The organism is Proteocatella sp. QWL-06, from assembly GCF_058684135.1.
Map to the genome: position 1 here is coordinate 186,958 of NZ_CM178755.1, position 13,028 is coordinate 199,985.

The following is a 13,028-nucleotide window of genomic DNA, read 5'->3' on the forward strand; positions in this document are numbered from 1 at the left end:
CTAAAGCCTCCTTAAACCTCTGCGTTTCCCAGAGGAGCCAATGAAGATCTCAGCTTTCTGCCAGTATCAGGAGCAGAAGGCTTTCTTAAGATCATGTATATAACAGCAGCAAAAACTGCCAGAGATATTATCGTCATTACAGTAATCCCGCCTCCTGTGAAGAACAGCGCGAACTGGTAGAAAATGAATGATACAGTATATGCGAATCCAGTCTGGTATATTATTGCAAACCATGTCCATCTGGCGCTTGCCATCTCTCTTCTTATGGCACCGATCGCCGCGAAGCAAGGGGCGCACAGAAGGTTGAACAGAAGGAATGAGTAAGCTGATATCTGAGTGAAGGATGATCCCATGGCCGTCCATATTTCTGCGCCATTTTCTGCAACCTCTTCGAATCCGAGCAGAACACCGAAGGTTCCTACTACGTTTTCCTTTGCAATAAGACCTGTTATAGTCGCAACCGCCGACTCCCAGTTTCCAAATCCTATAGGAGCGAATACCGGGGCAATAAGGCCTCCAAGGAACGCAAGTATAGAATCTGAAGTATCAGTCATGCTGAGAGTGAAATCAAATGAGCTCAGGAACCATATAGTTCCACTCGCAAGGAATATGATAGTTCCCGCTTTTTTTACAAATGACTTTCCACGGTCAAGCACATGAAGCATCACGTTCTTCATCGAAGGCATGTGATATGCAGGAAGCTCCATTACAAACGGAGAAGGGTCTCCGGCGAATCCGCGTGTCTTTTTGAGTATTATTCCCGAAACTATTATTGAAGCTATGCCTGCAAAATATGCAGATGGAGCTATCAGTACAGATCCAGGAAAGAGTGCTCCGGCGATAAGCGCTATTATAGGCAGCTTTGCAGAGCATGGTATGAATGAAGTCGTGATTATGGTCATTCTTCTGTCATTCTGATTTTCTATAGTACGAGAAGCCATTATTCCAGGTACGCTGCATCCGGTGCCTACAAGCATAGGTATGAATGATTTTCCTGAGAGGCCGAATTTACGGAATATCCTGTCCATGATGAACGCTATCCTTGCCATATAGCCGCATTCCTCAAGGAGCCCGAGCACAAAGAACAGTACGAGCATCTGAGGAAGGAATCCGAGGACTGCCCCGACCCCGCCGATTATTCCATCAAGTATCAGAGATGACAGCCACGGAGCGCTGTTTACAGATTCAAGAAAACCTTCTGTCGCAGGCGGGATGATTTCTCCAAACAGCACATCGTTGACCCAGTCAGTGGCCCATCCGCCAACCGTTGAGACCGATATGAAATATACAAGGAACATCACGAATGCAAATATTGGAAGTGCAAGCAGCCTGTTTGTAACTACTTTGTCTATCCTGTCTGAAACGCTCAGCTTCCCTGATGAAACCCTTTTTACGCATTTCTTAGTTATGTTTCCGGTGAAATTATATCTTTCCGAAGTCATTATGCTTTCTGTATCATCGTCCATATCTTTTTCAAGAAGCGCTATTATCCTGTCTGTTTCTTCAGCAACTCTTTCTGAATATGGAAGAGCGCTGATTATCTTTTCGTCCTTCTCAAAGACCTTGAGCGCATACCACCTTGTCGGGATTGCAGGGTTGAAAAGGACTGAATCATCGTTATGGAGAGCTTCTGAAGATGCTGACTTTGATGCATATGAATCTATGATGGATGCTATTTTTGATATGATTTCTTCCACAGGCTGAGAGAACATCTTTACAGAGCTTCCTGAAACGCTTCTTTTCTTAGCGGTCTCAATCAGCTCTCTGCAGCCTTCACCCTTTATTGCAGCAGTCTCAACTACCGGACATCCGAGCATCCTGCTGAGCTTTTCTTTATCGATAGTATCACCGCTTTTTCTAAGTATATCGGTCATGTTCAGAGCGACAACCACGGGAATTCCCATCTCTATCAGCTGAGTGGTGAGATATAGGTTTCTTTCAATGTTGGTGCTGTCTATTATGTTTATTATTGCATCCGGAGTGTCACTTAGAAGATAATCTCTCGTAACTACCTCTTCAAGCGTATATGGAGAAAGAGAGTATATTCCGGGAAGGTCTATTATCTCGATCGTCTTGTCATCTTTATAAAAACCTGATTTCTTCTCTACTGTAACTCCAGGCCAGTTCCCAACATGCTGAGAGCTTCCTGTGAGGGCATTGAACATAGTGGTTTTTCCTGAGTTTGGATTACCTGCCAGTGCTATTTTCATATTCATTGTATTCCTCCTGCTATTCTATTTCTATAAGCTGAGCATCAGCTTTTCTTATCGTGAGCTCGTAGCCTCTTACATTTACCTCTACCGGATCTCCAAGAGGAGCTACCTTTCTTATGAGTATCTCAGTACCCTTCGTTATGCCCATGTCCATTATCCTTCTTCTGAGAGCGCCTTCTCCATGGAGTTTTTTTACGTTGACCGTTCTCCCGCATTCTACATTATTTAAGCTGTTCACTGCTATCTCCTCTCGACTATTATTCTCTGTGCCATAGATCTGTCTACCGCTACTCTGGTGTTTTTCACGGATACTATTATGTTTCCGCTCAGTTCTGAAATTATGGTGACGCATTCACCCGCCACAAAACCAAGGCTTTCGAGAAATTTCTTTGTGGTGTCTTTTCCGTTTATCTGCTTTATGAAGCTGTTTTCGCCTATGCGAGCCATTGTAAGGGGCATGCTGGACCTCCTGATTATTTATAATAAGTTGAATTAGTGCTGAAACAATAAATTAGCGTCGGCTAACTTTGTGGCTAAGAAAAAGTTAGCAAAAGCTAACCGAATATGACTTATTTTATCATTGTGAAAATTCATTGTCAATAGGGTATTGATAAAAATTTCTTTAACTATGATTGATAAAATTTAAATAAAAAAGCATATTGACGGACATGATCAAGGGGTGTATAATGAAATCAATTAGTCGAGACTAACTATGAAGGAGCTGAGGCTCCTAAAAAATGTGCGTTAGTTAGCCGATACTAACTGACTGCATTTATGGGTGGATTGACTGATAAGCAGAAACATTTTGCAATGGAGGTAAATCATGTTCGGTAATTTTGAAGAAAGACTGGCATTTCACTGTGGTCCAGCCATGGCAGGAATCAAGCCTGCAAATCTTATATCGTTTAAAAACGAGGAGTTTGAAAAAATCAGTCCGCGGCTGAAAGAGATTGAATTCAGGCTGTCCTCACAGGATATTCGTTTTGAGACTGTATATGAATCTGAAAAACATGTGCTGATCATGGTATATCAGGAGGAAGCACTGGAGACGTGCCTGAGATGCAGAGCATGTGCGGGCATCCTTACTGAGCAGGGCTATCCGGTTGAAGATGTCACCGGATTCATAAAGAACAAGGGCAAATCCTTCAAGCTTAATGGATACTGGAAAGTTTATGGTGATGAGAAAAAAGCCAGCCACATGTTCAGAAGATATACAGAGTGCAGAGACTCTCTGTGCAGAAAGCTCTCACAGGGAATAAGCCTTGAAAGCGCACTTGGACTGGCATCGTAATTTTATTTGTTATTCGGGAGGTATATATATGAGCAGCATTGGCGTTATTTACTGGAGTGGAAGTGGAAATACGAAAGCAATGGCAGAGGCCGTGGCTGAAGGGATAAGAGCGGCAGGCTCAGAGGCAGATTTGATGGAAGTATCTGACATAACCCCGGACAAGGCTGCAGAATACGAAAAGCTTGCATTCGGTTGTCCTTCAATGGGATCGGAAGTACTTGAAGAGTCTGAGTTTGAACCGTTTTTTGAAGCCGTAGAGCAGAAGCTTTCGGGCAAGAAGGTCGCGCTTTTTGGATCATACGGATGGGGCGATGGAGAGTGGATGAGAGACTGGCAGGAAAGAACCGAAGGAAAAGGTGCTGACGTATTCAGTGAAGGACTTATAATAAATGAAACTCCGGACAGCGAAGGTCTGGATACCTGCAGAGAGTTTGGAAAAAACTTTGCGGCATATTAATATAAATTTCAGGTAAAAATTAAATACAGCAAAAATCGCACAGATACTTTCTCTGTGCGATTTTTGCGTTCAACTGCTAATTTCTATTTTGTTGATCCGGACCTGCTTCTCTGTCATCAGAGCTCATCAGCTCATTATCTACTCTTAACAGGATTGCCGCCAGTTCTGCTCTTTTCAGTACTCTTTCTGCAGAGAAGTTGCCATCTGCATCTCCTACCATAAATCCATATGTCTTACAGAATTCTTCTGGAGTCATATCTTTTGCGTCCAGGATGTCTCCAGTTAATTTAAGGAGATAATCAGCCAGCTCTCCTCTGGTTATTGTTTGTTTTAATACCTGAGGTTTTTGTGCTATTTTTTCAATCGTTTCTAAATCTGTATTTCCTAATGTTTGAACTACAGCCAGTGTTGACCAGCTTTCATTTTTGAGGTACTCGTTTAGTCTGTTTTCCAGGTATTCTCTCTTTACCTTCATCTGTATCATGTTGTTTTTAAGGAATACATTGTTAAAACCAACCAGTGTCTGTTCCAGTGTCAGATTGGATTTTGGTGCAAATTCTCTTTCTGAAACTCCATTCAACAGACCTCTCTCTACTGCTTTATTTATAGTATCCCCTGCCCAGTGATTTCCTGTATCTGCAAAGTTGGGAATTCTACCTTCAACGGATATTGTCTTTAGGGCTTCTGGCAGATCTATCCCCTTGACTAATGACTCAGGAACTACAAATCCATTTAGAGCTCCTAATACTCCCGGGGTAATAGTTGGTATCATCATATTTGATATTGTAGGGTATTCAATAAATATAGGAGTAACTGGTGCCGCTGGTGGTTGAGGTACAGGTGCCGGTGCTACTGGCTTTGGAGTTGTCGAGCCTCCGCCGCCTCCGCCACCGCTGCTGCCACCGCCGCCAGTGATTGAATTTGTAGTTACCGTCAATCCGCTTCCTTCCTCAGATGCTTCTCTTTCAGAAGTTTCAGCAACTCTCTGATAGAAGGTGTATGCTTTGTTTGCAGCGAGGCCGCTGAATATATTGCCTTCCTGCCATGTGATTCCGTCTTTAGAGAACTCATAAGCCCCATTTGCAGAGAGTGTAATTGAGTTATGAGTCTTTGAGGAAAGTGAAGGAGCTCCAGGTGCAGACGGAGCTGATTTTTTGAGCACCGCAGAGGTAGCAGAGCTTGTTATTTTTCCGGTCTCAACGCTTGAAGTGATTTCAAGTGTTATAGTTTTTCCAAGGTCTGCTGCAGTCACTGCATAGCTTGTTCCTGTTCCGATCTGTTCTCCGCCAGCCTTCCATACATAAGTCAGTGTGCCTGAGTTGCTTCCTCCAACCAGCGAAGCCGTCAGTGTGTCACCGATTCTTGGAGTGGTATTGTCTATACTTGCAGTACCTGTAAGCAGAGAAGGTGCATATTCTGGGATATGAACAGTAGCGTATGCGCCGGCCTCATGGGTATCAGTGGCCTTGAAGCGTACATACCAGGTTGTTCCTCCGTCAAACATGGTGGTTTCGCTATCTTCACAGTTAACAGGATTGCTAAAGTCTGTGTGAAGAGAATATTCCATCAAGGTATTTGTACCGGTTATCTTCCCATTTTGGCTGTCAGATCCGGTTGGGGAAACTCCGGCAAGTCCTGTAGGAGAAGAAGGTCCATCTGCTTTTGGGATGGAAGCAGTTGCAGCGCTTAAAACGGTTCCTGTTTCAACACTGCTTGTTACTTCACAGGTGAGAGTATGGCCAATATCAGCTTGTGCAATCGTATAAACATTATTAGTGGCTTGGGGAATATCGTTTCCGTTTCGCTTCCACTGATAAGAGAGTTCTCCTGTGTTGTTGCCGCCGCTGTACGCAGCGGTAAGTGTTTCACCATATTTTGGTGTACCACTGATCGTCACGGTCCCAGTTATAGCAGGCGGAGAAGTATCTACTTTAATGCCTGCGGTATCAGGTGGTAAAAAAGTCAGTACGGCATTGATTTCTTCGGCGCCTCTTATGGTACTGCCATTTAGTGTAAGCGGAGACAGACACTCAATTCCATCATTATCTAAATCACCGGCTTGAACGGTATATATAAACATAAGAGAAGGTGTTCCGCTGCCTCCTGCATAATACGCATTTACTATGTTCGTACCGATTCTCAGTCTGAGATACGGTGTTCCGCTGACAGTGTTGACGGTAACACTGTCGCTAAAATTTACCAAAAAGCTCAGAGCATCTCCCTTGGTATAGGTGCCCTCAGCATTTGTTCTATTTACCAAAGTGATAGATGGGGGCGTAGTGCCTGTTTCAAATTTGAGGTATTTGTAGCTGGATATATTTTCTAGATTATAAGTTGTTGGCGAGCTCCCATCATAATTTGTGCTTGCTGTAACGTGGACATTCTCGTAGCTGCTCAAATCAGGGGCAATGTTTATCGCCATTTGGCCACCACTTATAACAGCTGAACCACCTTGGATTGTGATTTTGCCTGTTGGAGAGTTGGAAATTGCAGTACCCAATCTGCTATCTACTTTTCCTCCGGATATAGATACTTCCCCAGTTGAAGGATTCGCAATAGCTTCACCATAGTCAGTACTTTTTATTTCACCGCCTGAAATAGCTACTTTGCCGCTATTGGGGTTTACAATTGCACGGAATCCAGAAATTAACGTGCCACTCGAAACGATAACAGAACCTGTTCCATGGTTTGCAATTGCAAAGCTTACGCTACTGAGTGCTTTCACTGTACCGCCTTCAACAGACACGCTGCCGGCACTCACATTAGAAATTGCAGCGTTGAAATTTGAAGTACATGTATTCTCTATGGTTCCGCTCAAAGCTACAAGACTGCCGCCGAATAGATGTATCGTGCCATCGGCAACGTTGCTGGTTATCTTGCCTTCGCTTGCGCTATCTTTGATGGTTAGCTTACCGCCGTTGTGCTGAATAGTGATGGCATTGCCACCGTCAAGTGTTTTACCATTCAGGTCAATGCTAAAGCTCTTATTATTATCTTCAGCTATTGTGACCGTGGATGCGAGATTGATGTTGCTCAGTAACTGAATTGTCTGCCCTTCCTGAACTGCATCAATTGCTGACTGGAGCGTATAGTATGAATCAGAATCAATTCTGGCTACTCCGTCCATAACCATAAGCATTATTTCGTCTTCAGCCTCGGGTTCTGTTATTTCTGCAACCATTGCAGAACCGGTAGTCACAGCTGTACCCATCGGGACTGTCTGTTCTGCAGTCTCAGGCGTTTCAAATGCGGTGATTTCTCCGCCTGAATAATCATAAGTATCATTTTATTCTGCTATTGCCGAGAATGGCAGCAGGGTAAGCACCATGCAAAGCGAAAGAAATATGCTCAGTAATCTTTTGTTCATAATTGTGTGTTCCTTTCTGAATTGTTTAGTTTTTTTATTTTTTATAGTTATTTCAGATAATCCTTTTTTCTGAGGCCATATATTCCTGCAATAATCATGAAAGGGAATATATGGATTCTGTGGTTAAGCTTTTTAACGCTGTCATTATAGACAAGGCAGCTGGTGCGGATCATGTTTTCAAATGCCTCTACTGCGCCAGTCATCTCGATATAATCAGGGTCTGATTTCAGCTCGGGGTATTTAGCCGTCAACTGCTCAATCCTGTTCAGGGCTTCGGTAATGATTTCTTCCTGCTTCAAGACATCATCCGGTGTGGATTTTGCCGTGATCATTCTTCTGCGGGAGCTGACTGTTTCAATGAGCATGTCGCACTCGCAGCTGGCATGATCTCTGGTCAGATACAGAAGCATCATCAGGGCGTCAAAGCGGCCTGAGAGCTGGACACCTATCTGGCTCATGGCACTGCCTGCATTTTCGTCAAGTGCTGCAAGGGAGCGCTGCATAGAAATCGTCCATAGATAGATGAGTGCAATGATGGCTATTGATAAGGCAAAAGTTGGCATAATAGTAAAATCCCCCTGTTGCTTAGCTGACTTTGTATCGGTTGTCGCCAAAGTAGATGTATCCGTTATCATACCCTGCAGGATTGTTTAAAAGATAGAAATTATTTTTTTCGACCTTTTCGATAACCATTTTTCCGGTGCGGTCGAATACGCTCCAGTAAGCGGAGTTCATCTGAATATCTAATACGTCTACCTTTGGGTTGTCAGGCAGCTGGTGCAGGGCAAGCGTATAGCCGCCGCCGATCGGCATGGCGTCTACATAGCCGTCGAGTTTTTTGATCAGTTTTCCTGAGTAGTCATATATTGACGAGAAAGACCAGACGTGTCCGCCGCCTTTTGTCGGTACTCCTTTGGTATTTACTTCCCTGTTAGGGGATACGGCGATGATGCCATCACGCCAGTGCAGACCGAAAGAGTCAGAATGGAACCATTCGTCCTTGTTCGCAGCTACTATGACCTTTCCGGTTTTGTTCATTATTCCTACAGCTGGAAGAGTATACGGATCTTTGTCGGTTTCAACGAAATAGCACACCAGGCCGTCTTTGAAGCTGTGAACGCTGCCGTCATAGTAAGATGCATCGTCCGACTTGTATGGTATTACAAGCTTTCCGGCAGTGTCGATCCAGCCGACTTTGGTATAATCAACGTCTTTGAGCTTGCCCTGATACTGGAACACTGCTGCAAGCCCGCCCTGAAAGGACTGAGCGTCGTAGTACTGAATTGGGATCACTTCTTTTCCCGTAGTGTCTATAAATCCACATCTTGGGGCGTATTTAAGCGCTTTTCCACTCTTCATCATGACTTTATCTCCGATGTAATCTACGCTGTCCCCGTTCATAATGGCTTTGGTTACTTCTTCGCCATGTATCCCCACTCGGACAAGCCCGTCATGAACGCTCCATCCACTGTTTGCGTTGTAATATTTGAACGGAGTGATGAGTTTGCCTGCGGTGTTTATAAAGGCGCACGCATCTTTGTTTTTGTCATAAACCCTGGCTATTCCCTGGGAAAAATCTTTGGCGGCATCATATTTTGCCGGGATCACTACTTTGCCGGCAGCGTCCTTGAAGCCGACGAGCCCTTTTTCATTATAAATAGTCCAGCTCTCCCCGGTGGGGTCTGCGGCAGTAGTTGCCGGAATAAAGCGGAACTCGGCGTTATTTGGGGCATCTTGTGCTGGATGTGACCATATTATAACTGCAGTTCCGTCAGCGTTCTTTTCTCCGGATGCATTGACAACCATTTTGTAGGCTTCCGGAGGTCTAAGGCTGAAGATACCTTCCTTATTTTCATGACGGATCGTCCATACATAAGAGCTGTTTACGGCCTTTAGCCTGGTGCCGTTTTTTCTGTCTCCTTCCAGCCCCAGATACCGACCGTCTTTCATTTTTAGAGACACCTTTCCATCGCCCTTGCTTTCCATATAAAATGCCTGATTTTCGGAGAGGCTGCGAAGCTCTGCGGCCCCACTTGTGGTCAGATTGAGGTAATTGTACATACAGCGGAGATAGTACCAGCCGTCAGATGGCTGTTCTGCTGCAAATGCGGACACCGTCATAATGGAAAGCAAAATGCACAGCGTGAGCAGAGTTCTCGTAAATCGCTTCTTCATAATTATTTTCCTCCTTTATATAATTTTTATTAAAATTTGTGAGAGAATACCCCCACCTCTAAACCACCTTTCTCGGTAAACCGAGAGTTAAGGCGGTGGGATGAATCTCAGACTCGAAAAGCATTGATTTAATAGTGTTTTTGCGGGTATAATTAAACTATGGGAGGTGAGCATATTGCTGGTACATAAGGCATACAAATTCAGGATATATCCTGACAGTAATCAGGCGCTGCTGATAGTGAAAACCATCGGATGCAGCCGCTTTGTCTTCAATCACTTCCTTGCTGAGCGCAGCAGTGCATATGAGTCCGAAAAGAGGACCCTGAGCTACAGCAACTGTTCAGCCATGCTCACTCAACTTAAAAAAGAACTCACCTGGCTGAGTGAGGTGGATAGCACTGCACTTCAGTCGTCCCTGAGGTTTCTTGATGATTCCTTCAAGAGATTCTTCAGCAGGCAGAATGACTACCCAAGATTCAAGTCAAGAAAGAATCCGGTCCAGTCCTACACTTCCAAGTTCACCAACAATAATATTGCCGTAGAAGACAGTTTCTTAAAACTTCCAAAGCTCGGACTCGTTCGCTTCGCAAAATCAAGAGAAGTGGACGGCCGTATAATCAGTGCTACTGTCTCAAGGAAACCTTCGGGTAAATTCTTTGTGTCTATTCTTGCGGAAACTGAAGTATCTGAGCTTCCAAAAACCGGAATTGCCTGTGGCGTAGACGTAGGACTCAAGGACTTTGCTGTTATCTCTGACGGCAGTGGACACACTAACCCCAGATTTTTCAGAAGCCTTGAAGCTAAGCTCGCCAAAGAACAGCGAATCCTCTCAAGAAGAGTGAAGTTCTCAAACAACTGGTACAAACAGAAACTCAAGGTGGCAAGAGTCCATGAGTCTATAGCAAACAAAAGAGCTGATTACCTGCATAAACTGTCTACCGATATAGTCAAAAACCACGATATCATCGGTATGGAGGATTTGCAGGTATCAGATATGCTTAAAAACAAAAGACTTTCAAAAGCAATATCTGAGGTATCCTGGTCGCAGTTTAAGGAACTGCTTGAGTACAAGGCTGTCTGGTACGGAAAGAAATTAATAACCGTATCCAGGACCTTTGCATCAAGCCAGCTTTGCTCTGCCTGTAATTACCAGAATAAAGCCGTTAAGAATCTGTCCGTAAGGACATGGACCTGTCCATCCTGCAATGCTGTTCATGACAGGGATATTAACGCAAGCATAAACTTACGAAACGAAGCCATAAGGCTTCTAACCGCAGGTACTGCGGGGCTAGCCTGATAAGAAACTGCCCACAAGGGCGGTGTTTCCAGGAATCCCCCGCCTCTAAATTTTAGTGCAGGCGGCGGGAGTGTTCAAGCATTAACTAAGTCAATCAATTATAATCTATCAGAATTTAAGTTAAAAAAACGTCTGCCGCATGAATCATGCTTTTTTCTGCATGAAACATGGTTTTTGTGGTAAACTTGTATTGGAAAAATAATGAAATGGAGGACTTATTATGCTGCAGATCGCGCTCTGTGATGATAATATTGACGAGCTGTCGAACATGGTACAGCTCATAGATCTTTACAGGACATCAAAAAATCTCAACTGCGAATACAGAGTCTTTTCAAATGGATTTGAACTTATTTCGGACATTGAAAAAGGAAAGAGGTTTGATATATACTGCCTGGACATTGTCATGCCGGGATTTACTGGGATAGATGTAGCCAGAGAGATACGCGCCGTTGACAAAATTGCGCCGATTCTTTTTTTTACATCGTCGCCCGAGTTTGCGCTGCAAAGCTATTCGGTCAGGGCTATAAATTATGTGCTAAAGCCCGTGACGAAGGAAAAGTTTTTCTTTACTTTTGACGAAGTGCTGGAGCACATAAAGAGAGAAGAAGATGAGGATTTCATTATAGTAAAGAGCAGTGAGGGAATACAGAAGATACTTATAACAAATCTGGTATTTGCAGAGGTCATTGGCAGAAATGTGAGGTATCACCTGAACTCAGCAAAGGTAATAGAATGCACGGAGTCTTTTGCATCTGCCTGTGACAATCTTATGAAGTACGGTTGCTTTATCAAGCCTCACCGCTCTTATCTTGTAAATATGAGATATGTGGATACTATAGAAAATAACAGGGTTACCCTGCAGACGCTTTCGACTGTGCCTGTAGCACAGGGGAGGGCAAGGGAGATAAAGCTGCAGTACCTCAATTATCAAATGGAAGGGGAATAGTAAATGATGGAAACTGCAATTGCATTCTCGCGTTACCTGATTGCCCTGTTATTTGGCTCGGCGCTTGCGGTAAGATTTGCCGGAATGACGGGAACAAGAAAAAACAATCTGGCTTTTGGAGGCTTCGTCCTGGCATTATTCGTCCTTCAGCTATTCTGCCTGAAGACCTGGGGGATGGCAGTCACGCTGAAGATTTACCCGCTGATTTCTCATTTGCCGGTTGCTGTTTTTATAGCACTTTACCTTAAGCGTACATGGCTGATTTCGTTCACCAGCATGTTTGTGTCATTTCTGTGCTGTCAGCCTCCCCGCTGGATTGGAGCTGTAGCAGGAGAGATTTACGCAAGCGTAGCCGTGGATCACGCCTTATATATTTTGTCTGCATTTCTGACTTATTTTTTGCTGGACAGGTACGCACTCGGATCTGTGAGGCATCTTATGGAGCGCTCTGTCAAATCCTGCCTGCTGTTTGGGGCCATGCCTGCGCTTTACTACCTGTTTGACTATACAGCTACGGTATATACCAGTTTTTTATACAGTGGAACACGCGCAGCTATGCATTTCATGCCGTCTGCAGCGGCTACCTTCTACTTTGTGTTTGTACTCCTTTATTATGCCGAAACGCAGAAACAGGCAGGCATACAGAGGGAACGGGACATGCTGGACATGCAGCTCACTCAGGCACAGAAGGAATTTGTAGCTCTTCGCCATAATCAGCAGAATGCCGCGGCGTACCGCCATGACATGCGCCATCATCTGGCTCTTCTTCAGGGACTGGCATCGAGTGAACGCATAGAGGAGATAAAGGAGTATCTGCACACCGCTCAGTCAGACATGGACGCCATAACGCCAACGCGATTCTGCGAAAACGAAACCGTGAACCTCATTCTGTCTGCATTTTTCGCGAAAGCAAAACAGGCGGAGATTCAGTTTGAGGCAGAAGCGAGGCTGCCGGAAGCTTTTCCCTTCAGCGATACAGAACTTTGCTCGCTGCTTTCAAATGCTCTTGAAAATGCAATAATTGCCTCGGAAAAGATGGATGACAGAAGGGAAAGCTCTATCAGGCTGAGAGTGTATTCAAAGAACAACAAGCTGTGCATCGACATCAGAAACAGATATCAGCAAGAGCCGATATTCCATAAGGGCCTTCCTGTGACAGGGGAGCAAGGTCATGGGTATGGGACCAAAAGCATGGTCAGCATAGTGGAGAAGCATGGTGGAGTATTTCGCTTCATGGCAGAGGATGGCTGGTTCATATTCCAGGCTACCGCATAATAATAAC

General features: G+C 44.4%; 11 protein-coding genes. 5 read left to right on the forward strand and 6 right to left on the reverse strand.

Annotated features, from left to right (window positions below; translation table 11 throughout):
* Window positions 1-11: 11 nt before the first annotated feature.
* From feoB to AC4PGZ_RS00880, 3 genes are read right to left on the reverse strand one after another with little or no spacing between them, the layout of a single operon-like run.
* Window positions 12-2,216 (reverse strand): ferrous iron transport protein B, encoded by a 2,205-nt coding sequence (gene feoB, locus AC4PGZ_RS00870; protein WP_492159210.1) that lies wholly within the window; start codon window positions 2,214-2,216, stop codon window positions 12-14.
* A gap of 13 nt (window positions 2,217-2,229) precedes the next feature.
* Window positions 2,230-2,451 (reverse strand): FeoA family protein, encoded by a 222-nt coding sequence (locus AC4PGZ_RS00875; RefSeq protein WP_492159211.1) that lies wholly within the window; start codon window positions 2,449-2,451, stop codon window positions 2,230-2,232.
* A 2-nt stretch (window positions 2,452-2,453) separates the two neighbouring features.
* Window positions 2,454-2,672, reverse strand: coding sequence for a FeoA family protein (locus AC4PGZ_RS00880; RefSeq protein ID WP_492159212.1), 219 nt, complete (start codon window positions 2,670-2,672; stop codon window positions 2,454-2,456).
* Between the two features lie 364 nt (window positions 2,673-3,036).
* On the opposite strand from AC4PGZ_RS00880, the gene AC4PGZ_RS00885 reads away from it, so the two are divergent.
* Both AC4PGZ_RS00885 and AC4PGZ_RS00890 read left to right on the forward strand, forming a co-directional pair.
* Window positions 3,037-3,504, forward strand: coding sequence for a DUF3793 family protein (locus AC4PGZ_RS00885; protein WP_492159213.1), 468 nt, complete (start codon window positions 3,037-3,039; stop codon window positions 3,502-3,504).
* Between the two features lie 28 nt (window positions 3,505-3,532).
* Window positions 3,533-3,961, forward strand: coding sequence for a flavodoxin (locus AC4PGZ_RS00890; RefSeq protein ID WP_492159214.1), 429 nt, complete (start codon window positions 3,533-3,535; stop codon window positions 3,959-3,961).
* Between the two features lie 76 nt (window positions 3,962-4,037).
* On the opposite strand, the gene AC4PGZ_RS00895 is transcribed toward AC4PGZ_RS00890, so the two are convergent.
* From AC4PGZ_RS00895 to AC4PGZ_RS00905, 3 genes are all read right to left on the reverse strand, one after another.
* Entirely contained in the window at window positions 4,038-7,172 is a 3,135-nt protein-coding gene (locus tag AC4PGZ_RS00895) for an S-layer homology domain-containing protein (RefSeq protein WP_492159215.1), read from the reverse strand.
* A 203-nt stretch (window positions 7,173-7,375) separates the two neighbouring features.
* Window positions 7,376-7,891: a LemA family protein gene (locus tag AC4PGZ_RS00900; protein WP_492159216.1), complete on the reverse strand. Its 516-nt coding sequence runs from the start codon at window positions 7,889-7,891 to the stop codon at window positions 7,376-7,378.
* 22 nt (window positions 7,892-7,913) lie between these two features.
* Window positions 7,914-9,503 carry a WG repeat-containing protein gene (locus AC4PGZ_RS00905; RefSeq protein WP_492159217.1) on the reverse strand — a complete coding sequence of 530 codons (1,590 nt, stop codon included), beginning with the start codon at window positions 9,501-9,503 and terminating at the stop codon, window positions 7,914-7,916.
* 175 nt (window positions 9,504-9,678) lie between these two features.
* Between AC4PGZ_RS00905 and tnpB the strand changes: the two genes are divergently transcribed.
* The 3 genes from tnpB (at window position 9,679) to AC4PGZ_RS00920 (ending at window position 13,021) form a co-directional block, all read left to right on the forward strand.
* Window positions 9,679-10,800 carry an IS200/IS605 family element RNA-guided endonuclease TnpB gene (gene tnpB, locus AC4PGZ_RS00910; RefSeq protein WP_492159218.1) on the forward strand — a complete coding sequence of 374 codons (1,122 nt, stop codon included), beginning with the start codon at window positions 9,679-9,681 and terminating at the stop codon, window positions 10,798-10,800.
* Between the two features lie 220 nt (window positions 10,801-11,020).
* A complete protein-coding gene (locus tag AC4PGZ_RS00915; RefSeq protein WP_492159219.1) occupies window positions 11,021-11,746 on the forward strand; it encodes a LytR/AlgR family response regulator transcription factor in 726 nt (241 codons plus the stop codon).
* Window positions 11,747-11,749: 3 nt separating this feature from the next.
* Entirely contained in the window at window positions 11,750-13,021 is a 1,272-nt protein-coding gene (locus AC4PGZ_RS00920; protein WP_492159220.1) for a sensor histidine kinase, read from the forward strand.
* The last annotated feature ends 7 nt before the right edge of the window (window positions 13,022-13,028 follow it).

Coding starts and splice junctions, on each gene's coding strand:
- AC4PGZ_RS00895 (WP_492159215.1), bottom strand. CDS start 7,172: ATGGGTACAGCTGTGACTACCGGTTCTGCAATGGTTGCAGAAATAACA.
- AC4PGZ_RS00920 (WP_492159220.1), top strand. CDS start 11,750: ATGATGGAAACTGCAATTGCATTCTCGCGTTACCTGATTGCCCTGTTA.
- AC4PGZ_RS00900 (WP_492159216.1), bottom strand. CDS start 7,891: ATGCCAACTTTTGCCTTATCAATAGCCATCATTGCACTCATCTATCTA.
- AC4PGZ_RS00915 (WP_492159219.1), top strand. CDS start 11,021: ATGCTGCAGATCGCGCTCTGTGATGATAATATTGACGAGCTGTCGAAC.
- AC4PGZ_RS00905 (WP_492159217.1), bottom strand. CDS start 9,503: ATGAAGAAGCGATTTACGAGAACTCTGCTCACGCTGTGCATTTTGCTT.
- AC4PGZ_RS00880 (WP_492159212.1), bottom strand. CDS start 2,672: ATGCCCCTTACAATGGCTCGCATAGGCGAAAACAGCTTCATAAAGCAG.
- AC4PGZ_RS00890 (WP_492159214.1), top strand. CDS start 3,533: ATGAGCAGCATTGGCGTTATTTACTGGAGTGGAAGTGGAAATACGAAA.
- AC4PGZ_RS00885 (WP_492159213.1), top strand. CDS start 3,037: ATGTTCGGTAATTTTGAAGAAAGACTGGCATTTCACTGTGGTCCAGCC.
- feoB (WP_492159210.1), bottom strand. CDS start 2,216: ATGAATATGAAAATAGCACTGGCAGGTAATCCAAACTCAGGAAAAACC.